Origin of the sequence: Kutzneria sp. 744 (assembly GCF_000568255.1) — a bacterium.
Classification (GTDB): Bacteria; Actinomycetota; Actinomycetes; order Mycobacteriales; family Pseudonocardiaceae; genus Kutzneria.
In genome coordinates this window covers 2741531-2762912 of the sequence record NZ_KK037166.1, presented here as the reverse complement: position 1 = coordinate 2762912, position 21382 = coordinate 2741531, and the positions used below count along the sequence as shown (strand labels likewise).

Genomic DNA, 21382 nt, shown 5'->3' with positions numbered 1-21382 from the left:
CCGGCTCGTCCGTGATCGGCTCATTCGTCCGCGTCCAATGTCAGCCGGCGGTCCACGATCCGGCCGGCCACTACGGCCAGCGGCAGCTCGTGGGCGTAGGCGAAGGCGCGGATTCGCATCAGTGCCTCACGCATGTTGATGCCCTGCTGGTGCATCACGATCCCGGACGCCTGGTGGACCTCGACGTGGATGTCGGAGATCCAGCCCAGATCGTCGGGGGCGTGGTCGGTGACAGCGGCCAGGACCGCCTCGAAGGCCAGCTCGGCCAGCACCAGCCCGTTGGACACCTGCTGGTGGCTCAACGAGCCGGCCGACATGCGGTAACAGTCCAGGGAGCCCAGGCCGATCGTGCCCAACTGCAACGGGAAGGAGAACACCGCTGCCACGCCCGCCGTCCGGGCGCCGGAAGTGAACGCCGGCCATCGGGTCCCCGCGACGGCGAGGTCGGGTACCAGCACCGGTGCGCCGGTGATGACCGACTCCCGCCCCGGGCCCTCACCCAGGGTGAACTGGAGGTCCTCCAGCTGGGCGGCCACCGCGTCGGTGGCGCGCGCCAACTGCTGCCGCGCGTCAAGGGCACCGGGCTGGTCGAGCAAGGTCACACCGACGCCGGTGACCGCCAACTCCGACACCGCAAGCGCACAGATCCGCGCCAACGCCGGGGACGCCCTGTTGCCGTCACCTGCCAGCAACGCGCGCAGACGGAGCCGATGGTCCTGCATTGCGGGCCCTTCTGTCGGGCGGCGGCGCACCACCACCACCACCACTTGTCCACCCTCCCACACACGTGATTGGCGCGGCACGCCTGCACGGCACCGGCCTGGTGCTCGACATGGCCCTGCGGCCAATCGGCGCCCAGCAGTCGATCGCGGAGATCGAGCGTCACCGGATCAGCGGCGGTGTCCTGGTGTCCGTGCTCCGCCAACCGCCCGATCCGTCATCCTGGTCGGGTATTCCGTTGCTGCAGCAAGGAGTTGACCGGTCGCGACGGGACGGTCATGTGCACGCGCTCGGGTGCCCGGCCGGGGCACAAGGGCCCTGCGTCCGAGGGGAAAAGCCCCTGTCGGCCCGCGCCCGGCCAACGGCACCGTGGAAGACAGCGTCCCTGGCCACGGCGAGCAGCACAGACTCTGTGGCGCGTGACGCCGGCCAAGCGCGTCCCCGTTGGCTGAGGAGTCGACGAGATCCGATCGTGAACGACGGGTCGTGAGACGGAGAAGCACGTGGCAAGACACGATCTCGGCGTGGGCCGATGGTGACCGTCCCGCCGCCGGTGAAGCCGGCGCAAGCCCCCGCCGGAGCCGAGGCCGCGGCTGGCCGGTCGGTCGCCGATGTGCTGCGCGAGTTCGCGGTGCACGCCGAGACCGGCCTGTCGGAGTCGGAAGTCGCCCGCCGGCAGGCCCGGTACGGTCCCAACGCCGTCTCCTCGCACCGGGCCCGACTGTTGCCGGTGCTGTGGCATCAGGTTCGGTCTCCGCTGCTCGGGCTGCTGGTGGCCGCGGCGGTCGCGTCCTACCTGGTCGGCGAGCGCAGTGACGCGGTCATCATCGGGGTGATTGTCGCCGTCTCGGTCGGGCTCGGGTTCGTCAACGAGTACCGGGCCGAGAAGGCGGCCGAGGCGTTGCACTCCCAGATCCGGCACACGGTGGCGGTTCTGCGCGAAGGACGTCAGACCATGGTGGACGTCACCACGCTCGTGCCGGGCGACGTGGTCCAGTTGCGGCTCGGTGACATCGTCCCGGCCGACATCCGGCTGGTCGAGGTCGCCGGTCTGGAGTGCGACGAGTCGGTTCTGACCGGTGAGTCGCTGCCGGTCGGCAAGGACACCGCCGCCGTGCCGGCGGGAACGCCCCTGGCGGAGCTGACCGGGTGTGCGCTGATGGGCACGGTGGTGCACGGGGGCAGTGCTGTCGGGGTCGTGGTGGCCGTCGGCGCCCGTACGCAGTTCGGCAGGATCGCGGCGGGGCTGGGCGCCCACCAGCTCGACACCGAGTTCCAGGTCGGGCTGAGGAAGTTCTCGATGCTGCTGGTGTACGTCGCGGGTGGGCTGACGGTGACGATCTTCGGCATCAACGTGGTGCTGCACAAGCCGGTGATCGACGCGCTGCTGTTCTCCCTGGCGATCGCGGTCGGTATCACCCCGCAGCTGCTGCCCGCCGTCGTGTCCACCAGTCTCGCGGCGGGATCGCGTCGGATGAGCCGGCTCAAGGTGCTGGTGAAGCGGCTGGTGTGCATCGAGGACCTCGGCGACGTGGATGTGCTGTTCACCGACAAGACCGGAACCCTCACCGTGGGCCGGATCGACTACATGCGGGCGGTTCCCGCCGGCGCGGACGGTCCTGGTCCGGTGCTGCGGTGGGGCCTGCTGTGCACCCAGGACGTCGGCGGCGGGAATCCGCTCGACCAGGCGCTGTGGCGGTCGCCGGCCGTGGTGGGGATGCGGGCCGAGCTGGACGGCTACACGCGGCTGGCGGTGCTGCCCTTCGACCATGAGCGGCGGATGGTCTCCGTGCTCGTCCGTGACACCGCGGGCGCGTACACCATGATCACCAAGGGCGCCCCCGAGACCGTCCTCGACCGCTGCGTCGGCATTCCCGATGGGGCGCGTACGGCGCTGGAGGCGGAATTCGCCGCCGGGAACCGGGTGGTCGCCGTCGCGACCCGTCCCATGACGGGCGCCGGCCCGCCGACGGTGGCCGACGAGCACGGTCTGAGCCTGGCCGGGCTGTTGGTCTTCCTGGACCCACCCAAGCACGATGCCGCCGCGGCGCTGCAACGGCTGGCGAAGCTCGGTATCGCGGTCAAGGTCGTCACCGGCGACAACCCGGTCGTGGCCGTCAAGGTGTGCCACGACCTCGGGCTGAGCGGGGGCGACGCGCTCAGCGGCGCCGACCTCGACGCGCTCGACGACGACGCGCTCGCCGAGGCGATCACCCGCACCACGGTGTTCGCCCGGGTCACGCCCGAGCACAAGGCCCGCATCGTGCACGTCCAGCGGCACAGCGGCGGCGGGGTCGCGTTCCTCGGCGACGGCGTCAACGACGCGCTCGCGCTGCACGCCGCCGACGTCGGCATCTCGGTCGACTCGGCCACCGACGTCGCCAAGGACGCCGCCGACGTGATCCTGCTGGACAAGGACCTCGACGTGCTCGCCGACGGCGTCGCCGAAGGCCGGCGGATCTTCGCCAACACCATCAAATACGTGCTGATGGGCACCTCCAGCAACTTCGGCAACATGGCCTCGGCGGCCGGGGCGTCGCTGTTCCTGGCCTTCCTGCCGATGCTGCCCTCGCAGATCCTGCTCAACAACCTGCTCTACGACACCAGCCAGCTGGCGATCCCGACCGACAACGTCGACGAGCAGCAGCTGCGCCGGCCCTCGCACTGGGACATCGGGTTCATCCGCCGGTTCATGGTCTCCTTCGGCCCGGTCAGCTCACTGTTCGACTTCGGCACCTTCGCGGTCATGCTCTGGGTGTTCAACGCCGGCCCGGAGCAGTTCCGCTCCGGCTGGTTCGTCGAGTCGCTGGCCACCCAGACGCTGGTGATCTTCGCGATCCGCACCCGCCGGATCCCGTTCTTCCGCAGCCATCCGAGCCTGCCGCTGACCCTGGCCGCCCTCGGCGTCGTCACCGTCGGCGCGCTGCTGCCGGCGACGCCACTGGCCCACGTCCTCGGGTTCCAGCCGCTGCCGGGCGCGTTCTTCGCCGCGCTGGCCGGGATGGTGCTGTGCTATCTCGGGCTGATCGAGTTGGGCAAACGGATCTTCTACGGGGCCGTGGACACCGCCGGTCCCGTCCCGCGACGGCCCTACGGCCGGCACCGCCGCCTACGCCTGCGTGCCGCCCGCTTCAGCACGATCGAGGAATCCTCGACTTCTCGCCGCCGTGATGGCCGCAGGCGAGCACCGTGGGCCGCCTTGTCGACACGACCGCGCGAGACCGCCGGCCACGGAGATCTGAAAGGACGACGATGAGCATCTGCTTCTCACGTGACGAGTTGTACGGACAACGTGATCCCGCAAGCGCAGGACCGGACGCGGGAAGTGGCCCCACCCGGTGTGGAGGTCGGCCGTGCTGATCCTGGTCGTCGTACTCCTGATGCTGTGGCTGGTCACCGCGGTCATCGGCTTCGCGTTCAAGGGTCTCGTCTGGCTGGCGATCATCGGCATCGTGCTGTTCGTCGGCACCGCCGTCATCGGATTCGTCCGTCGCAACGCCCACCGGGACTGATTTCCCGCGCCGAACGGACCCCGCCGACCCGGCCGTCACCGAGGCGACCGAGTTCGTCGGCCCCGGCTGTCCACGCGAGCGGGCGAGCCAGTCCCAGAACCACATCCGTGGCCCGCGCTCGTCGTGATGCCTGGTGCGCCACCACTCGGGTGGCGGAGTAGTCCGATGTGGGGAATCTCGACCCTTGTCCCTGCCGTGCGGCGGTTGGACGGCCGCCAAGTGGTCTACGCTCACGCTGCCGCGATTGCCGACAATCGGCCCCCACTGCGCCGCGGATGGCGCAGCGCGACCGGTTCTCGACACGTGGCTCTGCCCCGGCCCCCGGCAGCCCCGTCGAACAGTCATGACGGTCATGCTGCGGATCTCGTCACGGCCGCAGGGGCTCAACGAAGAGTCTGCCATCACTGGGGTTCCGGCTGTGCTGTGCCGTGACACCGGGGGCCAGGGCCGGCACGACCCGAGGGGGTGCAGTCGGCCGGCGTCGCCACGGGCTTGCCCGTTGCGAACTCCGGACCGGTACGGCCGTCTCCGCACACCCCGTCGGGGGACCGTGCCGCCGGCGCATCGGCGGCGCGTAGGCGTGCGGGCACGATCGACCGGTTCCCGCGAGTGCTGTTCCCGATGGGAGCCGACCCGTCGGGAACAGCACGTGGATCCCGGTATGGCCCTGTGCCGCCAAGAGCTGACCCGTTGGCGGCGACTGACACCGGCCCAAGGTCCGGCGCCCCGGCCGACGCACAAGATTTGCCCGGCCGGCGGTGGCCGAGCGGCGTAACATGGGCACTGTCAGTACCGCTGGCCCAGCCCCTGGCAGCCCCGGACGCAACAGGGCCGGGCGTGGGAGCAGCACCTCGCCACTCACATGGGTCCATTGACGTCACCGAACACGCGACCGCCCGCCTTCGGCGGCGTGCGGGACAGGCGAAGGAGCATGACGGAAACGACCGCATCCACGATCAGCAGCAGCGACAAGACGCGGGGCGAACTCGCCCATCGCGAGGACACCGCGACGGTGCCCGGCTGCCACGGTCACACGACCATTCCCGACATCGTCGTGCAGAAGATCGCCGGCCTGGCCACCCGCGAGATCAGCGGCGTGTACGCACTCGGCGGCGGCGCCTCACGCGCGTTCGGCGCACTGCGGGTACGCATCCCGGGCGCCAGCGCGAGCAGTGGACAGGGCGTCGACGTCGAGGTGGGGGAGCACCAGGCCGCCGCCGACCTGAGCATCGTCGTCGAGTACGGCGTGGCGATCGGCGAACTGTCCAAGGCGGTGCGCCGCAACGTCACCACGGCCATCGAGCGGATGACCGGTCTCGAGGTCGTCGAGGTCAACATCCACGTCAACGACGTGCACATCCCGGAAGTGGGCGAGCAGGCCGTTCCCACGGAGTCGGCCCGCGTGCTGTGATCACGCCGGGCCACCGGCGCCGACCTGATCGCCGACACCATAGCGGCCGCGGTGCGGGCGTGCCCGGCCGTGGCCGGACTGCACGGCGGCCGCTACGGCGAGGTCGCCACCTATCTCTCCGGGCATGCCGTCGTCGGCGTCCGCGTCACCGACCGGGACGTCGATGTGCACGTGGTCGGGCGCTATCCCGCGTCGATCGCCGCGATCGCCGAGCAGGTGCGCACAGCGGTGGGAACGGCGGTCGCCGACCGGCCGGTGTCGGTGACCGTCGAAGACCTTGCCGTGCCGGAGTCGAGGCAGCCATGAGCAACACCACGATCGGCATCCTGGTGGGATTGGCGTTGGGCTTCGCCTGGGCGTTCGGCGGGTTCGTCGCGTTGCGCATCGTGCTCGTCGCCGGCGCCGTCGGCCTCGCCGTCGGGCGGTGGCTCGACGGACACCACGACTTCGAAGCCCTCCGTGATTCCCGCCGGGGCCGGGGGCCCCGCTGAACGAAGGCGTTGAGACGATGACCGTTCACCCGCCGCAGGTCGCGGAGCGGGGTCGGACGACGGTGGCCCCGCTGGCGCTGGAGCGCGTCGCCGCCCACGCCTCCACGGACATCGCTGACGTCGGCGGCAGTGCCCGTCGCCTGGCCGGACTGGCGCTGGGCGCCGAGAAGGGCGAGCAGGCGATACGGGTTCGCGCCGTCGTCGACCGGGATCTCGTCGACCTGGTGGTGCACTTGTCGGTCGGTTACTCGATTCCGGTGGCCGCGACCGCCGACGCCGTGCGCGCACATCTCGTCGACCGGATCGGCGAACTGACCGGAATGGCGGTCGGGCGCGTCGACATCGTCGTGACCGCCCTGCACATTCCGCACGAGAACCGCGTGCTGCGATGAAGTACCGACCACGTCGCACCATCCCGGCGGTCGTCGTCGCGACGCTGTTGCTCGCGGCGTGCGTTCTCGTCGCGGTGTCGGCCGTCCAACTGCTGATCGGGCACATACCCCTCATCCCGGTCGATCGGCTCGCCGCTGCCGGACATCGGCTGAACTGGCACGACGTCGTCGTCATCGTGGCAGGGGCTGTCCCGGCAGCGCTGGGACTGGTGGCTGTTGGCCGGCGCCGTGCTGCCCGGAGCACCGATAGTCCTGCCTCTCAGGGACCATCCGGACGCCGGAGAGCGAGTGGCCGGCGGCGTGACCCGGCGAAGCCTGCGCAAGATCCTGTTGCACAGCGCCGAATCGACCGACGGCGTAGCCTCGGCGCGGGTCAGGTTGCGCCGCCGTGCCATCACGGTGAAGGTGCGTAGTCATCGCTTGGATCTGGCGGGCATCGACAGCCGCGTGCGGGAGACGGTCAGCCAGCGCCTCGATTCGATCGAGCTCGCCGAGCGGCCGGCATTGCGCGTTCGCGTGACACAGGTGGGGAAGCGGCGATGGGCAGCCTGAATCGACCGGCACGCCTCAACCGCACGCTGCTGGCGTTGTTGGGCGTGGTCCTACTGGCCGGCGGCGCCTTCGTGGCGCTCACTGGCTTCGCGGTCATTCCTGTGCTCGATCCCGGTTCGCCCGTGTTGCCGACCACCGAGATCGGCACCTCGTGGTTGCCGTACGCCGTCGTGATCGCCGTCGTCGTCGGCCTGGCCTGCTTGCTCTGGCTCGTCGTGCAGTCGACGCATAGGCCGCGCACCGGCATCTGGCGGCTACCGCCGGCCGATCCGGCCGGCGGCGAGACGACCATCGACGCCGACGTGGCGGTCGTTCCGCTGGAACACGACATCCGTTCCTACCCCGGCGCGCACAGCGTCGTGGCCAGCCTCGCCGGCGACGCGGCCAACCCCGTGCTGGAGCTGCGCATCGGTCTTGAGCCCGACGCCGACCTGGCCGAGATCCGTCGGCGGATCGAAACGCACGCCATGCCCCGGCTGTGCGTGGCGCTGGCCCTTCCCGAGCTGCCCGCCAGGATCCGGTTCCACCTCGACGCCACCCGCAGCCGTGTCCGTGCTCGCTGAGCCGCTCAATCGGGTCCCGCCCGCCGGGGGCGGGTCCCGAGCCGCCCCCGGCCGAGGTCGATCTCGTCCGGTCGCCGGGGCAACTCCCGATCACCGAGGCGCCGCAACGATCCCCAGCACCCAGGTGGCGGAGAACTAGGCCGTGGTCACGTGTTCGCGGGTGGAGTTGGGTGTGACGGATATGGAAGGTCCGGCCGCGGCCGCCGACGAACCGGAGGCCGCGGTGATCCCGGCCCTGACCGATTCCAGTATCGCCATGCCCTGCCCGACGAGTCCGGCTGCCACGTCGCCGAGGCCGTCGGCCCCGTTGAGGATCGTGACCTTCGCGCCGCTGAGCCCGAGGGCCGCTTCGCGCACGATCTGTGGCAGCTGCTCGATGATGAGGCGGTCCAGTGCCACCCGGTTGTTGGACGCGGCCGCGGCGGCCTGGATCTCCATCGCCTGCGCCTCTGCGCTGGCAAGCACCCTGACCTTCGCCGCTTCGGCTTCGGCGGGTTTCACGATCTCGGCGACGAGTTGCTGCTGGCGAAGCTCCGCCTCCCGCTGCGCGAGCTCGGTGCGCGCGTTGATCACGTCACGCTGGGCGGTGGCCTGGGCGAGCGGACCCGCCTGCGCCGCCTCGGCCTGCGCCCGGTCGACCTCGGCCTTGTAGGTCGCCTGCACGACGGCCGTCTGGCGGGCGTACTCGGCCTGCTTGCGTTGTGACGCCTGTTGGGCCTCCGCCGCGGCTTGGTCGGCGGCGGCTTGCGCGATCTGCGCCTCACGTTGGATCGCCGCGTTGTGCGGGGCCGCCATCGCCGCGATATAGCCGAGTTTCATGTCGTCGATCGACTGGATCTGCAGCGAGTCGATCGTCAGACCGATCTTCGCCATCTCCGCCGCCGAGCCGTCGAGCACCTCGTTGGCGAGTTTCTGGCGCTCGGTCACGATCTCCTCGACCGTCATCGAGCCGACGATCGAGCGCAGGTGTCCGGCGAAGATCCGGCCGGTCAGCACGGCCATCTGGGCCTGGTCGGACAGGAAACGCTGACCCGCGTTGACGATGCTCTCGGCGTCGTTGCCCACCTTGAACGCGATCACCGCGCGCACGTTCAGCGCGATGGCCTGCTTGGTCACACAGGTTTCCGACACCTCGGCCTCGGCCATGCTCAAGGTCAGGAAGCGCACCTTGCGGAAGAACGGCATCACGAACGCGCCGTGGCCGGTCACCACCCGGAACGGGGTCTCGCCGGTGCCGCCGTGCTTGCCTCCCGAGATCAACATCGCCTCGTCCGGCGCTGGCACCCGATATCCGAACATCGTGACTCCTAGCCGTAGAAAGGATCGACCCAGGCGACGACGTCGACCGCCCGGTGTCCACGGGACTCGACGACGAGCACGGGCTCCCCTTTCGCGATCGGCGATTCCGAGTACGCCAGGTACGTTTCCGTCCCGCCGCGGATCCTGATCAGCACCTCTCCCGGCCCTTCAGCCCCTCGAGTGCCCGTGAGCAGGACACCGACTCGCCCCTGCGGGGACAACTCGATCTCCATCGACAGGCCACCCCTCTCCTTCCGGGCCGCCGGTCGGCAGGCACACCGAGTTCGAGGGACAACGCGGATGTGGTGCTCGGCGGTGCTCACCCGTGGTGGCCGGCGGGGCCTGGCGTGACCCGGTGGTACCGCTGTCCGCTCAGACTGGTCCGCGCCGGACGACGAGTGCCAGAGCACTTCGGCCTGTCCTGCGCTCGTCTCGATGTCACGGCACGTTCCCGGCGGCATCCGCTCATCATGCCGTTCCGACGCGGTCGCAACGCGGGCGATCACACTGGATCCATCGCCTGGCGGGCAGGTTCAGCCCCGAGAACCGCCGCCACGGTCGGAACCGGCCCCGCTGCCGTCGACACGCCGTAACACGCCGCGCAGACGACCTCGCCGCTCGTCGCGTTGCTCGCGACCAGCACGCTGTTGCCCAGGTGCTCGCAGGCCGCGCACCGGACGACCGCCGGGAACATGAGGCTGTGCAACGTCCAACCGTGCAGTGGCGGGTAGGAGTACAGCAACGGCAGGGCGTCAATGCCGACGGACTCGGGTTCTCGGATGAGTGGCCGCTGCGACGGCGCCTGACTGACGACCATGACCGCTCCTCGGACGTACGCCGGGGCCGCCAGGGGCTGGAGCAGCGCCAACTATCACCGCCAACGTTAGACCATCCCGTCCCCGTGCGGCGATGCGAGACCGCCGCACGGGACACCGACGAGGACCGGGGTGGATTCACGGCGGACGAGCGCACCTGCCCGACGACGTCCACAATGGACCATTTGGCGGGTGACTCGCGCACTTGCCATCAGGGGCTAAACTTGACGGTAGCCGCGTCTGTGCGACCGCGCATCGTGGCACGCCCGAGCCCCCGGCGGATCCCCTTACTCCCGAGCGAGAGCGGTTGCCGTGTGGGTTCGCGCGTTGGTTCGGATCGGCTGGGCGGCGTTGGCCCTCGTGTTGGTCACTTTCGGTGTCGTCGGCGTGCAGGTGACACCGGTCGGCCTGCTGGTCTTCTGGGGCCTGCTGGGTCCGGCCGCCGGCATCGCCGTGTGGAAGACCACGCTCGTCCTTCCCGCGGTCCAGCGATTGGTCGGGCCACGCAGGCCGGACGTGTGGAGCGGGACGGCCGTCGCGTTGGCCTTCATCGTGCTGTGTCTGGCGGTCGCCGGCATGGCCACCGTGGCGGACGCCCTGACGGTCACGATCCTGCTGGGCGCGGTTCTGGCGGTCTCAGGGTGGTTCGGGTGGCGGTTGTGGCGTGGCACGTACGCGGAGCGGCCGGGCGACGACGTGGTGGAGCTGACGTCGTTCAGGCCACCGACGATGCTGCGCACCCTGCCGACCGGGCGGGACCACGACCTGTCCACCGAGGAACTGTGCCTGGTCTGGCGGTGTAGCTACGTCCAGCTGCAACGGGCGGCCGACGAGCCCGCGCGCCAGCGGATCATCCGAGCCAGGCAGGAATGCCTCGACGAGCTGGAGCGACGGGACCGCGCCGGCTTCGCACGGTGGCTGGCCAGTGGCGCCCGTGCGGGCAGCAATCCGCGCCGGTACCTGAGTCCCGGTGGATGACGTGCTGACGACACGGCCGGGTACCGGCAGCGTGCGCTGGCGACAGGGGCGGCCGGTGGTGATGTGGTTCCGCCAAAGTGTGGAAACCTGAACGTTCTTGTGCGAGGGATCGCTCCGCATCCCTGTTCCGCAGCCGACTCGATGACGACAACGGGCGGCTGTCCGCTGAGCAGGGAGGAACCCGCGATCAGCTCAGCGAGTTGGTCGATGCCGCTGTCCACCGTGATCCGATTGCCACGCAACGGGTTCTGGCGATGACAAGGCCGATCGTGCTGCGGTACTGCCGCGCTCGCATCGGTCGGCTGGACCGGTCGTTCGTCTCGGCCGACGACGTGTGGGGTTCCAGAAGTCGGCCCACGCCTCCGGCCTGCAGTGACAGGCATGGACCGGCGGGCACGGCATGATCGTGAGCTGTGTCGTTGCGCCTGTTCTATCTGATCTTCGTCCGGTTGTCCGGTTGGTTGGTGTTGCTCGGCCGCTCGTCAGCGTCGAAGGATGTCGAGTTGCTTGTCCTGCGTCACGAGGTGGCGGTGTTACGCAGAGCCAACCCGAAGCCTCGGTTGGACTGGGCTGATCGGGCTGTGTTCGCCGCGTTGACCCGACTGTTGCCGAAGGTGCTGCGTGAGTTTCGGTTGGTCACGCCGAGCACGATCCTGCGCTGGCACCGCCGCCTGGTGGCGAAGAAGTGGACCTACCCGCACCGAGTCGGGCGCCCGCCCATCGATGACGCCATTGCAGTGCTCATCGAGCGGATGGCCACGGAGAACAAGACCTGGGGGTACAAGCGAATCCAGGGCGAGTTACTCAAGCTCGGCCATCGCGTGGGAGCCTCGACCATCCGCCGTGTCCTCACGCGGCTACGAATCCCTCCAGCGCCAGCCCGGCACACCGACACACCATGGCGACAGTTCCTCCGCACGCAAGCATCGACGATGCTGGCCTGCGACTTTTTTCATGTGGACTGCGCGGTCACGCTCAAGCGTGTCTACGTGTTCTTCGTGCTGGAGGTCGGCAGCCGGTCTGTGCGCATCCTCGGCACGACCACGCACCCGGACGGACCATGGATCACTTAGCAGGCCCGCAACTTGCTGATGGATCTCGGTGATCGTGTCACGGAGTTCAAGTTCCTCGTTCGCGACCGGGCTGGCCAGTTCACAGTGTCGTTTGATGCTGCCCTGGCCGACGCGGGCATCGATGTCGTGAGGATTCCTCCTCGCTGTCCGAGGGCGAACTGTTTCGCCGAGCGATTTGTGCTCACCGCCAGAACCGAGCTCACCGACCGGATGCTGATCTTCAGCGAGCGACACTTGCAGATCGTGCTGGCTGAGTATGTCCGGCATTACAACGGTCGGAGGCCGCACCGCGCCCGGCAGCTTCGCCCTCCGCGACCGGACCATCCCATCGCAGACCTCCGGCACAAACGAGTCACGCGCCGACCGATCCTCGGTGGCCTGATCAACGACTACGAACGCGCAGCCTGAAAGCGCAGGTCAGCGCACATGGCCGAGTTCTGGAACCCCACAGGTGGGGCTGGGCCGATCTCGTCTGACGCAGGAGGACGCGACGTTGCGCACGGTGCTGGATTCGATCGCCTCCGTGGGGGCGCAGATCATCGCAGGCTACCGGCAGATCATCGCACGGGTGCACGCACGCGCAGATCCTCGGCACCACCATCACTCCGGTGGAGGGCAGCGCGCGCTACGAGGTGAGCATGGAGCGGGCGCGTCAGACCATCAACACGTGGATCCGGACCGGCGGCGCGTTCGACGGAGTGGGCGACTTCGCGACGGCGGCCACGGATCCGTTGTGGCTGCGGCCTTCGTACGACGGTGGCGATCACCTGCGCCCGCAACGCCAGTTACCAGGCGATGAGCGACGGGGTCAACCTGAGGCTCGTTCGGTGACCCATCCGGTTTAGTTCCCGTGCGCCGACGGCACGAATCGGCTTGCACGCACTGCGTGACCTCCTCACGGCCCCAACAATGGCCGTGAGGAGGTCATCATGCGCATTGCACGACTCGGTTTGCTGGCACCGATTTTCGTCGCGATCGCGACGATCACCGGTACCGTCCCGGCGGTCGCGGCACCGACTCAGCACGTAGCCCCAGCTGAATCCCGCAAGGTGGGAGACTATCTCTTACGCTCCTGGTGTCTGGCCGCGGGCCAGGAGGGCGTGACGAAGGGGGAGTGGCAGACCTTCGGCTGCTCGTTCGAACGGGCCGGTCTCGACGTGTGGTGGGGGCTGTGGGTTTCGCCCTGACGGCCAGCAGTGCACCGGCGATCGTGCCGACCGCGCCGACGATCTCGCGGCGAACGTGCTCGGGGGTCTGATCAACGAGTACGAGCGGGTCGCGTAAAGCTACTGGTCAGCACCGGTGACGGACTTATGGAACCCTACAGGTCGATGCCGCCGAGTCCTTGCCCGGCACCGATCCGGACCGCTGCGGGTTCACCATCGCCCTGCACACCGCCCGCGACAGGTCATCCAGGCTGCCGGGATCATCCTCGACGGCGCCGAACGAGTCGGGGCCATCGCACGCCGCCTCCTGGCCGAGCTCCTCCCGCCCACGTGTGAGCACCCGCAAGGTCAAGTCGCCGATCTCCCGGTACAGTGAACGCCGCCACGACGGCAGGCCCGACCGAAGCCACACCGTCACCAGCCTCAACATCAGCGTCCTCGAACCCCCGGATCCCCAGCCCGCGCTGCCCACCGCTTCCCGGGACTACCGGCATACCGCCCCCCCGCCGAGCGCCGCAGACACCTGATCCTGACCCTGCTCCACGAAGATCCCACCCGCCTCCTGGCAACCCCGCGACATCGCGGCGCACTTCGGCGACATCACCCTAGACACCATGTACAGGCAGCTCTCCCGATGGGCCGACAGCGGACTCATTCACAAGATCGGCCCCGGCCTCTACACCGCCACGGCATGGTCGCCAACTCTCTTGCAAGGGCACGGAGATCGTTAACTACCCGGCCTTGGGTCAAGGTCAGAACGCTACTTGCGTGCGTATCCGAAGTAGGTGACCTGCGGTGAGGCCTTCCGCTCCAGCACGAAGTGAACCAGTTCGCCCGCCTGCTCATCGGTGATCCGTCCGCGGCGGCGGCCGCGAACTGCCTTGACGAGTTCCGGCAGGGTCTTTGGTTTGAACCCGCAGATGTCCTCGTTGCGCAGCCCGTGCTCGGCCAGCGCGGCGATCACCGTGGCCGGCGGCCGCAGCCGTTCCGCCGCATACCGTCCGGGCGGCATGATGCGGGTCATTGGAATCCCTTGGAAGGCGCCGAGGTAGATCAGGCGGCCACGCAGCGTGCGGTTGACCGTGTCGTAGATGAGCACCCCGCCTGGTCTTAGCACCCTGGCAGCCTGCGCCAGCACCTCGTCGAGCCGGTCGGTCACCTCCAACGTGTCGGCGATGTAGACCAGATCGAACTGTTCGTCGTCATACGGGAGCCGTTCCGGCTCTGCGGTGTTGTGCTGGATGTCGAGCTCGCTGCGCTTGCTCTCCTCCCGCGCCATTTCGGTGGCCGCGGCGGAGGGATCGACGGCGGTGATGGCAAGCCCCATCCGAGCCAGTCCGCGTGCTAGGTCACCACGGCCGCTCCCCACCACGACAGCGCTGCCGGCCGCTGGCTTGATCGCCAGCTTCTTCAGGACTTGGTCGACGTACTCAAGGCGTACTTCGAGAAAGGCGACCGCGCGGAGCTGGCGGCCATCGATCGCGTCGGCGGACCGCGTGTTCAACTCAAGCCGCGGAGTATTGGCCATTAGTCTCGGTTCCCCTGCTCTGTCCGATCACCAGCAGCGAGCCCGCCGTGACGGCAGGGATGGTAGCGGCGATCAAGAATGGTCTCTTCGTCATCGAGCTGACCTCCACTTGCACATCATTAGAAGACATTTAGTGCAGGGGCGTATCGTTGTTCACGCCTGTCGCTCTGCGGTCAGGTCGTCCAGGTCCGGTCGCAACAAGCCTTGATCACAAGCTTCGGCGCCCTTCGGTCGGACTACCACTGACTACAGTCCGCTGTCGGCAATCACGCTGCCCGAAACAAGTTCGATGAGCCGCACAATCTGCTCTACTCGCATCGCTTCGATCCTGCAAGGTTGAAGCGAGACAAAGTGTCACCCGTGGCGCCATATGGCCACATAATTGTTTGTGCTTACAATTGATAGTTTTCTGGATTGTCGCGACAGTTTGCCGGCTCTCACGAGAAAACGCTGGTGGTGCACCTGGAAACCGCCGATGAGTAGGCGCGAACGTGCCCGAACTGCGGGATGGCTGCGGTGCGGGTGAAGGAATGGGTCACCGCCATCCCCGGTCCTGTCGGGTGGCCCGGAGGAATCTCACCCCCGGGCTCCCACAGAGTGAAGTGGGCCGCCGGCGAGGTGCTCCTGGCTGGAGTCCTTTTCCGTCAGCCTCTTCCCGAACCGGACAGGCAAGTTGTCCCCGCATCCGGCTCTCCGGTGATCACTGTCGGATGGGCTTGGTGGCCCGCCCGGCGTGGATGTCCTCGTGACAGCAACGGCATATCACCAAGGTCTTGCGCCGCCGCATAGCCATCAGGCGCATCCACGCAGGTTTCTCCCGGCGGCCGGGCTTGGTGAGATCGGCGAGTTTGCGGACGTGTGGGGTTCCAGAAGTCGGCCCACGTCCAACCTGCGACGACAGGCACGATCAACAGACACGGCATGATCGCCAGCCATGGCGCTGCGTCTGCTCTATCTGATCTTCCTTCGGCTTGTGGGCCTGCTGGTGCTACTCGGCCGCTCGTCAGCTTCGAAGGACGTCGAGTTGCTGGTGCTCCGCCACGAAGTCACCGTGCTGCGCAGAAGCACCCCGAAACCGCGCATGGACTGGGCAGACCGGGCCGTGTTCGCCGCATTGATCCGCCTGTTGCCCAAGGGGCTACGCCTACACCGATTGGTCACCCCGGGCACGATCCTGCGCTGGCACCGGCGCCTGGTGGCCGCGAAGTGGACCTATCCACACCAGGTCGGCCGCCCGCCCGTCGACGAGGCGATCGCCGGCCTGATCGAACGGATGGCCACCGAGAACCGCAGTTGGGGCTACACGAGGATCCAGGGCGAGCTGCTCAAGCTCGGACACCGGGTCGGTGCCTCAACCATCCGACGGATCCTGAAACGAGCACGCATACCTCCAGCGACGGACCGGCACACCGACACGACCTGGCGCCAGTTCCTGCGCACGCAGGCATCGACGACGCTGGCGTGCGACTTCTTTCACGTCGACTGCGCGCTCACCCTGAAGCGGATCTACGTGTTCTTCGTGCTGGAGGTCGGCACCCGCTACGTCCACGTCCTCGGCATGACGACCAATCCGGACGGCGGGTGGACCACGCAGCAGGTCCGCAACCTCGTGATGGATCTCGATGATCGAGCCGATGAGTTCAGGTTTCTTGTCCGCGACCGGGCTGGCCAGTTCGCGGCCTCGTTCGACGCTGTTCTGGTTGACGTTGGCATCACGCCGGTGAAGATCCCTTCGCGTTGTTCGCGGGCGAACTGCTATGCGGAACGGTTCGTGCTCACCGTCAGAAGCGAGGTCACCGATCGCATGTTGATCCTGGGCCAGCGGCATCTGGACGCCGTGCTCGCCGAGTACGTCCGGCACTACAACGGTCGACGCCCACACCGTTCCCGCGAGCTCCGCCCACCTAACCCGAACTACCCGGTGTCGGACCTCAACTTCCGGCGGATCAAGCGACAGCGGCTCCTCGGAGGTTTGATCAACGAGTACGAACGAGCCGCGTAAAACTGCTGGTCAGCTCCGGTGAGCTACTTTTGGAACCCCACAGGATGACTCGTGTTTCGCACTTTTTGATGATCTTGACTGGTGATCGCTCTGCGAGGAACACGCCGGTGGCCGAGGTTGTGGATCTTCGAGGGTAACGGGGGAAGCGTCGACGGTGTCTGCACCACCCTCGTGAGAGTGATCCGTCGATGCTTCCCGATGGCACCATACCGGGCTCGCTGGCCGATCTGCTGGCGGTCTTCCGGTCCTGTTTCACCACACCAACATTCTCAACGTTCCAGGGCCTTGCCCTCGGGTTGATCGCCCAGACCCGCAGACGAACCATCTGCGGGATGCTGCTGGGCGCCTGCCTGGAACGCCTCTGGCATCACAGTCGAGCGCACCGGTTCTTCGCCGCCGCCCGCTGGAGCACCGACCAGATCGGGTTGGCCCTGGCTGATCTGATCATCACCCGGCTACTACCCGCCGGTGCGCCGATCACCATCGCGGTCGATGACACCCTGTTCAAACGCTCGGGAATGAAGGTGTTCGGCGTGGCCTGGCACCACGACGGCGCCGCGAAAGGCCCCAAGCCGATCGGGTTCGGCAACTGCTGGGTCATCGCCGGAATCATCGTGCAGCTTCCGTTCCTGTCCCGCCCGGTGTGCCTACCAGTGCTGGCACGATTATGGCGGCCCCGCCGCACCGGAAAGCTCGCCTACGCACGGGAAATGGCCGAGCTCATCGCCACCCGCCACCCCGATCGCACCGTGCACGTGGTCGGCGACGCCGCCTACGTCGGTGAGCACCTACGTGGCCTGGCCACCCAGATCACCTGGACGTCCCGGCTGAAGGTCACCTCGGTGCTGCACGAGCTCGCCCCACCCCACGCCGGCAAGATGGGACGGCCACGCACGAAAGGTGCCCGGTTGGGCACCCCGACTGATCTGGCGGCTGCCGCGACGTGGCGTACCACCCGAGTCCGCCGTTACGGGCGCACCGACACCGTGCACATCGCCGAGGTGATCTGCCTGTGGTACGGGTCCTTCCACACTCGCACCGTGCGCGTTGTCCTGGTCCGCGATGACAAGCCGCGCACCAGCGACCGTGACGAGCGCGGCTACGGACTTCCGTTGGTCACCACCGATCTCGAAACAGCGGCTGAAGATCTGGTGGCCCGTTACGCGTCCCGGTGGGGGATCGAGCAGGCATTCGCCGACGCCCGCCAGGTCATCGGCGTCGGCGAGGCCCGCAACCGGCTACGCCGCGCCGTCGAGCGCACGGTGCCCTTCGGGCTGACCTGCCTGAGCGTGGTCACCGTCTGGTACGCCCTGCACGGACATGCCCCCGAAGTCACCGCCATCCATCGGTCCCGGGCTCGTTGGTACACAACGAAGACCGAACCGTCTTACGACGACATGGTCATCAAGCTCCGTCGGGTGATCATCGCCGCGAGATTTCGCAACCCACGCCCTGACCTGGTCACCCCGCAAGAAACCCAGGCGGTCCTCGCAGCCTGGGCAGCAGCCGGAACATGACCACCCAGAACCGCGAAACACGAGGGATGACCCCGGACAACGGGCTGATGACGATCACCGACGCCTACACCGGGCTGCGGTGGGGCGAGATCGCCGGGTTGCAGTGGATCCGCACCTACCTCGACGACGACACGCCGCATATCGACGTCGACCCGAAGTTCGGCGCGCTGCACGAGGTGCGGGGACGGCTGGAACTCGGGCCGCCGAAGACCCCGGCCAGTGCCCGCACGGTGTACCTGCCGCCGTTCCTGGTCGAGGAGCTGCGGGCGCACCGGGACCGCAACCCCGACGCTCAGTTCGTGTTCACCGGGGTCAACGGCGGGCTGCATCGGCGGTCGAACTTCCGTCGCCGAGTGTGGCTGCCCGCGCTGGCGGGGGATGAGCAGAAGGGGTGGTCACCGCTGAACGAGGAGATGCACTTTCATGACCTGCGTCACACGCACGAGACGTGGTTGATCGAGGACCACGTGCCCCGCATCATGCGGCTGGTGCGGCTCGGGCACAAGCGCAAAGACGTCGACGACATCTACTCGCACATCACCGACCAGATGATCGAGGAAACGGTTCAGGCCCTCCAGCAGCGGTGGGAGCAGGATGGCGGGTGGACCTGGCAGGAAAGTCCCGCTGTGGAGCCAAAAGCGGCATGACCTCTTCGGATTGGGGCTTGTGGTCAGCAGGCCGTGCTCCCCATTTGCTCCCCACAATCAGAAACGGCCCGCCGATGAAGATCATCGACAGGCCGCTGACCAGGCAAAACATACTGTGGGCGATACTGGGATCGAACCAGTGACCTCTTCGGTGTGAACCAAGGACGCCATAGTGCGCCGACCTGCGGAAACGTGACTTTCGCAGGTCGGCGCGGGCCCGTTTAGAGCCGTTGAATGTCGTTCAGGGCCGTTCAGCGCGCATGTTTGCTCCCCATTTGCTCCCCGCGTTGCTCCCCGGCTGACGGACGACGCTTCCAGTCGGCTCTGATCTGTACGCCGCACCTGTGGTGCCGCGGCACGCGGACCTGTCTCGGGCGAGCCGTCCGCGCGTATTGGCAGCCCACGCATGGCCTGTATGGACGCGGTTTTCGGCACGCACACAGTCCGCCGGTGCGGGTCCCGGTGTCGCGTTCGGCTTGCTTGACCCACTCGCGCACGGCGGTGTCGGTCAGGTCGAAGTTGCGTGCGATCTGCCCGATGGAGCGGTCACCGCGTTGGCACAGCTCGTCAAAACGGGTCAAGCCCAGGTTCGCCCACCAAGGGATAGAGCTGGGGCCCGCCTGCGTACTCCCAGGTTGTGTCAGTCTGTTGTCTCTGTGGAATGGAGTGCGTGGACCGCGATGTCCGGTCGCGCTTCCACGACCAGCGACAACTCCGAGGGCACCTGTCGCCGACGGTTCGGCGTGGGCCACAGCACCACGGTTATCCGTGTAGGCCACAGATCTGCCGGTTCACATAGGACAGTGGTGGCGACAATCAGGCCACCTGGCGCCAGCTCGCGTAGGGCCGAGCGCCGATCCTCACCGGGGGTCATTGCGTCGATGACTGCGGATGGCGTCTTACCTAGGCTGGCGAGGTGGTCGGCGATGTACCGCACGTCGGCTCTGGCGTACGCCATGATCACACACCGGCCACCGTTTTCCGTGGCCTGCCGCGCGAGCTTGTCCACCGCGACGAGCCGGCTGTCGACCGTTCGCATGGCCTCCATGCGGTCCAGCACCGCCCAGGCACGCTCGGCGAGTTCGCTCTCGGTTGGATCCGAGGCCAACGCAAGCAACATGGCGTGGAGCGCCGGGACGCTGTCGCCATGCGGCGCGGACGGGTGGCCGCGGCGGGCGGCACTGTCCTGTAGCACGCGAATTGCGTCGCCGCGCACCGTGCGCTCCTCGGGCGTCAGCTTGTAGGGCACGTCCGTCACGGCCATGTGCCCCTCGTTCACGAGCTGTTCGTGCGTCGTCGTCCATACGATCGGCCAGCCTTCGAACGCTGAATCCAGCTGGGCCCTGGATGCCAGGAGGAGCAGGCGCTGTGCGCGAGCAGGCAGCCACTCGACCCGGTCGAGCAGACCCGACGGTACGTCGTCGAGCACAACCAGTGCATAATCCAGGTCTGTCAGCACCCGACTGCTCGGTCCGCGCAGCAGGCGCTGGAAGGTCGTCACAACCACGCCGGTCGGATGCTTAGGACGTTCCTCGAGGACCTCCAGTGCGGCTTGTGCGGAGTCGAGCATCAGCACCGGGGCGCCTTCCTCGCGCAACAGCAGTGCCCATTGCTGTGCCATGGCCACCGATCCGCAAAGCACCAGGGCGACTGAGTCGGACGCCACCTCGCTCAGCCTGATCACGACAGGATGCCGTATCCCCGAGCCGGCGGGTGCGACGACCGCGCCGCGGGGCGGGCACGAGGGGTCGCGCAGGCGCGCCAGGATCTCGTACTGGTGGGGAAAGAGCGTGGTCACCGAGCACCGTCCCTGATCATGATCTTGCGACGCAGCCAACCCGCCACCTCGACGAGGTGCCGAAGTTCTGCATCCGACACCTCGTCGCGGAAGTGGAACACCTTGTTCCTGACTTTGTGCACCTGGGACAGCGTGTTGTTCACCAAGTCTCGGTTCCGTCCGAAAGCTAGGCGGAAGTACGCGCCGAAGCTGTGGCCGTGCAGCAGCACCGACAGCAACTGCGTCAGGGTCAGGTCCTCCAAGCGCATACTGGCGCTGTCGGGGTTCGACGGAACACAAGAGGCTATCGCTCCCGCTAGTTGCTCGTCGGTGCAGCACGAGCGCATGAGATCGCGGATCGCGAGTTCGATGTCACGCAACAACACGAACGGTCGAGTCCGCTGCCACAAGAACCGGCTCACGTCAGCGGTCGTGACAACGGCGAGCAGCCGGTCCTCGTCACCCACCAGCACAGCGTGGTTGATCTCCAGGTGGGGCAGTATGCCGCTCACATCTTCGGAAACGCGGACGAAGTGCAACTCCTCCACCAGGTCTTCCACCGGCGCCTGCAGCACTTGGGCCTGTCCCGGCAGGTGACGCATGCCCTGGGCGAACGAGCGGTAGGTGAACGTGCCGATCACCTGTCCACTCGTCGTCGTCACTGGGAGCTGGTCGAAGTTGTTCTCGCGCATCAGTTTCAGTGCGTCGGCGACTGTCGTGCCAACCTTCACCGTCAGCACGTCCTGGTCGTCCGGCACGAGCTGGCCTACACGGAAGAATCCCGGCGACCCGAAGAGCGCTGCGGCGCCACCGCGTATGTTCACCACAAACGACTCCACCGACTTGATCCGCACCTTCCGTGAGGCAACTCGACCAAGGTTAGCGGGACTCCGATGCGAGTACGTCGGAGCCCTCCGCGAGATCTGGCCAGGTATGACG

Annotated in this window: 24 protein-coding genes and 1 pseudogene; 16 read left to right on the top strand and 9 right to left on the bottom strand. The window is 67.7% G+C overall.

The genetic code is table 11. The features are described 5' to 3' along the window. Nucleotides 1–20: 20 nt before the first annotated feature. The gene (locus KUTG_RS12200; RefSeq protein WP_043716852.1) at nucleotides 21–722 is read right to left on the bottom strand and encodes an ANTAR domain-containing protein; all 702 of its coding nucleotides are present in this window, start codon (nucleotides 720–722) and stop codon (nucleotides 21–23) included. Between the two features lie 530 nt (nucleotides 723–1252). Between KUTG_RS12200 and mgtA the strand changes: the two genes are divergently transcribed. The 8 genes from mgtA to KUTG_RS12160 all read left to right on the top strand — a co-directional run bounded on the left by mgtA (nucleotide 1253) and on the right by KUTG_RS12160 (nucleotide 7641). Continuing rightward, the gene (gene mgtA / locus KUTG_RS12195) at nucleotides 1253–3976 is read left to right on the top strand and encodes a magnesium-translocating P-type ATPase (protein WP_084579230.1); all 2724 of its coding nucleotides are present in this window, start codon (nucleotides 1253–1255) and stop codon (nucleotides 3974–3976) included. Nucleotides 3977–4073: 97 nt separating this feature from the next. After that, nucleotides 4074–4232, top strand: coding sequence for a hypothetical protein (locus KUTG_RS61115; RefSeq protein ID WP_198047924.1), 159 nt, complete (start codon nucleotides 4074–4076; stop codon nucleotides 4230–4232). A gap of 931 nt (nucleotides 4233–5163) precedes the next feature. Further along, the gene (locus KUTG_RS12185) at nucleotides 5164–5643 is read left to right on the top strand and encodes an Asp23/Gls24 family envelope stress response protein (RefSeq protein ID WP_043716851.1); all 480 of its coding nucleotides are present in this window, start codon (nucleotides 5164–5166) and stop codon (nucleotides 5641–5643) included. Nucleotides 5644–5712: 69 nt separating this feature from the next. Continuing rightward, a complete protein-coding gene (locus tag KUTG_RS12180) occupies nucleotides 5713–5949 on the top strand; it encodes an Asp23/Gls24 family envelope stress response protein (RefSeq protein WP_232240771.1) in 237 nt (78 codons plus the stop codon). Next, on the top strand, nucleotides 5946–6134 hold the full coding sequence (locus tag KUTG_RS12175; protein WP_043716848.1) for a hypothetical protein: 189 nt from the start codon (nucleotides 5946–5948) through the stop codon (nucleotides 6132–6134). The genes KUTG_RS12180 and KUTG_RS12175 overlap by 4 nt, the downstream gene beginning before the upstream one ends. Nucleotides 6135–6151: 17 nt before the next feature. Next, nucleotides 6152–6526 (top strand): Asp23/Gls24 family envelope stress response protein, encoded by a 375-nt coding sequence (locus KUTG_RS12170; protein ID WP_043716847.1) that lies wholly within the window; start codon nucleotides 6152–6154, stop codon nucleotides 6524–6526. Between the two features lie 228 nt (nucleotides 6527–6754). Then, nucleotides 6755–7078 (top strand): DUF6286 domain-containing protein, encoded by a 324-nt coding sequence (locus KUTG_RS56230; protein ID WP_232241447.1) that lies wholly within the window; start codon nucleotides 6755–6757, stop codon nucleotides 7076–7078. Next, nucleotides 7066–7641 carry a hypothetical protein gene (locus tag KUTG_RS12160; protein WP_043716846.1) on the top strand — a complete coding sequence of 192 codons (576 nt, stop codon included), beginning with the start codon at nucleotides 7066–7068 and terminating at the stop codon, nucleotides 7639–7641. The genes KUTG_RS56230 and KUTG_RS12160 overlap by 13 nt, the downstream gene beginning before the upstream one ends. A 135-nt stretch (nucleotides 7642–7776) precedes the next feature. On the opposite strand, the gene KUTG_RS12155 is transcribed toward KUTG_RS12160, so the two are convergent. The 3 genes from KUTG_RS12155 to KUTG_RS12145 form a co-directional block, all read right to left on the bottom strand. Then, nucleotides 7777–8853 carry an SPFH domain-containing protein gene (locus tag KUTG_RS12155; RefSeq protein ID WP_232240770.1) on the bottom strand — a complete coding sequence of 359 codons (1077 nt, stop codon included), beginning with the start codon at nucleotides 8851–8853 and terminating at the stop codon, nucleotides 7777–7779. 95 nt (nucleotides 8854–8948) lie between these two features. Next, complete coding sequence (locus tag KUTG_RS12150; RefSeq protein WP_043716844.1) at nucleotides 8949–9173, bottom strand: hypothetical protein; 225 nt, start codon at nucleotides 9171–9173, stop codon at nucleotides 8949–8951. Between the two features lie 269 nt (nucleotides 9174–9442). Next, nucleotides 9443–9757 (bottom strand): hypothetical protein, encoded by a 315-nt coding sequence (locus KUTG_RS12145; RefSeq protein ID WP_157494489.1) that lies wholly within the window; start codon nucleotides 9755–9757, stop codon nucleotides 9443–9445. A 325-nt stretch (nucleotides 9758–10082) separates the two neighbouring features. Between KUTG_RS12145 and KUTG_RS12140 the strand changes: the two genes are divergently transcribed. From KUTG_RS12140 to KUTG_RS12125, 5 genes and pseudogenes are all read left to right on the top strand, one after another. After that, nucleotides 10083–10733, top strand: a complete 651-nt coding sequence (locus KUTG_RS12140) for a hypothetical protein (protein ID WP_052394376.1) — start codon at nucleotides 10083–10085, stop codon at nucleotides 10731–10733. A 158-nt stretch (nucleotides 10734–10891) separates the two neighbouring features. Beyond that, a pseudogene (locus tag KUTG_RS63435) lies at nucleotides 10892–11068 on the top strand (RNA polymerase subunit sigma); the annotation flags it as partial. A gap of 129 nt (nucleotides 11069–11197) precedes the next feature. Beyond that, nucleotides 11198–11806, top strand: coding sequence for a helix-turn-helix domain-containing protein (locus KUTG_RS63430; protein WP_232240769.1), 609 nt, complete (start codon nucleotides 11198–11200; stop codon nucleotides 11804–11806). 18 nt (nucleotides 11807–11824) lie between these two features. Beyond that, nucleotides 11825–12214 (top strand): transposase, encoded by a 390-nt coding sequence (locus KUTG_RS61105; RefSeq protein ID WP_232241446.1) that lies wholly within the window; start codon nucleotides 11825–11827, stop codon nucleotides 12212–12214. Between the two features lie 521 nt (nucleotides 12215–12735). Beyond that, entirely contained in the window at nucleotides 12736–12993 is a 258-nt protein-coding gene (locus tag KUTG_RS12125; RefSeq protein WP_157494488.1) for a hypothetical protein, read from the top strand. Between the two features lie 124 nt (nucleotides 12994–13117). Here the strand turns inward: KUTG_RS12125 and KUTG_RS12120 are convergent, their stop codons facing one another. The 3 genes from KUTG_RS12120 to KUTG_RS66125 form a co-directional block, all read right to left on the bottom strand. Continuing rightward, entirely contained in the window at nucleotides 13118–13402 is a 285-nt protein-coding gene (locus KUTG_RS12120) for a hypothetical protein (RefSeq protein ID WP_043716836.1), read from the bottom strand. Between the two features lie 330 nt (nucleotides 13403–13732). Continuing rightward, complete coding sequence (locus KUTG_RS12115) at nucleotides 13733–14476, bottom strand: class I SAM-dependent methyltransferase (protein WP_198047120.1); 744 nt, start codon at nucleotides 14474–14476, stop codon at nucleotides 13733–13735. Between the two features lie 724 nt (nucleotides 14477–15200). Then, nucleotides 15201–15401 carry an HNH endonuclease gene (locus KUTG_RS66125; RefSeq protein WP_084579226.1) on the bottom strand — a complete coding sequence of 67 codons (201 nt, stop codon included), beginning with the start codon at nucleotides 15399–15401 and terminating at the stop codon, nucleotides 15201–15203. Nucleotides 15402–15434: 33 nt separating this feature from the next. On the opposite strand from KUTG_RS66125, the gene KUTG_RS63425 reads away from it, so the two are divergent. The 3 genes from KUTG_RS63425 to KUTG_RS12100 all read left to right on the top strand — a co-directional run bounded on the left by KUTG_RS63425 (nucleotide 15435) and on the right by KUTG_RS12100 (nucleotide 18666). Continuing rightward, nucleotides 15435–16502 carry an integrase core domain-containing protein gene (locus KUTG_RS63425; protein WP_043716834.1) on the top strand — a complete coding sequence of 356 codons (1068 nt, stop codon included), beginning with the start codon at nucleotides 15435–15437 and terminating at the stop codon, nucleotides 16500–16502. Nucleotides 16503–16690: 188 nt separating this feature from the next. Beyond that, nucleotides 16691–18019, top strand: a complete 1329-nt coding sequence (locus KUTG_RS12105) for an IS701 family transposase (protein ID WP_084579224.1) — start codon at nucleotides 16691–16693, stop codon at nucleotides 18017–18019. Next, a complete protein-coding gene (locus KUTG_RS12100) occupies nucleotides 18016–18666 on the top strand; it encodes a tyrosine-type recombinase/integrase (protein WP_084579222.1) in 651 nt (216 codons plus the stop codon). Before KUTG_RS12105 ends, KUTG_RS12100 begins: the two co-directional genes overlap by 4 nt. A gap of 640 nt (nucleotides 18667–19306) precedes the next feature. Here the strand turns inward: KUTG_RS12100 and KUTG_RS12095 are convergent. Continuing rightward, nucleotides 19307–20464 carry a DEAD/DEAH box helicase gene (locus KUTG_RS12095; protein WP_043716830.1) on the bottom strand — a complete coding sequence of 386 codons (1158 nt, stop codon included), beginning with the start codon at nucleotides 20462–20464 and terminating at the stop codon, nucleotides 19307–19309. Further along, complete coding sequence (locus KUTG_RS12090) at nucleotides 20461–21297, bottom strand: CBS domain-containing protein (RefSeq protein WP_043716829.1); 837 nt, start codon at nucleotides 21295–21297, stop codon at nucleotides 20461–20463. The genes KUTG_RS12095 and KUTG_RS12090 overlap by 4 nt, the downstream gene beginning before the upstream one ends. Nucleotides 21298–21382 lie beyond the last annotated feature (85 nt).

Bases quoted from the DNA above. Each gene is read 5' to 3' on its own strand.
- KUTG_RS12125 (WP_157494488.1), top strand. From the start codon at position 12,736: ATGCGCATTGCACGACTCGGTTTGCTGGCACCGATTTTCGTCGCGATC.
- KUTG_RS12175 (WP_043716848.1), top strand. From the start codon at position 5,946: ATGAGCAACACCACGATCGGCATCCTGGTGGGATTGGCGTTGGGCTTC.
- KUTG_RS12200 (WP_043716852.1), bottom strand. From the start codon at position 722: ATGCAGGACCATCGGCTCCGTCTGCGCGCGTTGCTGGCAGGTGACGGC.
- KUTG_RS12185 (WP_043716851.1), top strand. From the start codon at position 5,164: ATGACGGAAACGACCGCATCCACGATCAGCAGCAGCGACAAGACGCGG.
- KUTG_RS12120 (WP_043716836.1), bottom strand. From the start codon at position 13,402: ATGTTGAGGCTGGTGACGGTGTGGCTTCGGTCGGGCCTGCCGTCGTGG.
- KUTG_RS63425 (WP_043716834.1), top strand. From the start codon at position 15,435: ATGGCGCTGCGTCTGCTCTATCTGATCTTCCTTCGGCTTGTGGGCCTG.
- mgtA (WP_084579230.1), top strand. From the start codon at position 1,253: ATGGTGACCGTCCCGCCGCCGGTGAAGCCGGCGCAAGCCCCCGCCGGA.
- KUTG_RS12145 (WP_157494489.1), bottom strand. From the start codon at position 9,757: ATGGTCGTCAGTCAGGCGCCGTCGCAGCGGCCACTCATCCGAGAACCC.
- KUTG_RS12170 (WP_043716847.1), top strand. From the start codon at position 6,152: ATGACCGTTCACCCGCCGCAGGTCGCGGAGCGGGGTCGGACGACGGTG.
- KUTG_RS61105 (WP_232241446.1), top strand. From the start codon at position 11,825: ATGGATCTCGGTGATCGTGTCACGGAGTTCAAGTTCCTCGTTCGCGAC.
- KUTG_RS12160 (WP_043716846.1), top strand. From the start codon at position 7,066: ATGGGCAGCCTGAATCGACCGGCACGCCTCAACCGCACGCTGCTGGCG.
- KUTG_RS12100 (WP_084579222.1), top strand. From the start codon at position 18,016: ATGACCACCCAGAACCGCGAAACACGAGGGATGACCCCGGACAACGGG.
- KUTG_RS12150 (WP_043716844.1), bottom strand. From the start codon at position 9,173: ATGGAGATCGAGTTGTCCCCGCAGGGGCGAGTCGGTGTCCTGCTCACG.
- KUTG_RS12105 (WP_084579224.1), top strand. From the start codon at position 16,691: ATGCTTCCCGATGGCACCATACCGGGCTCGCTGGCCGATCTGCTGGCG.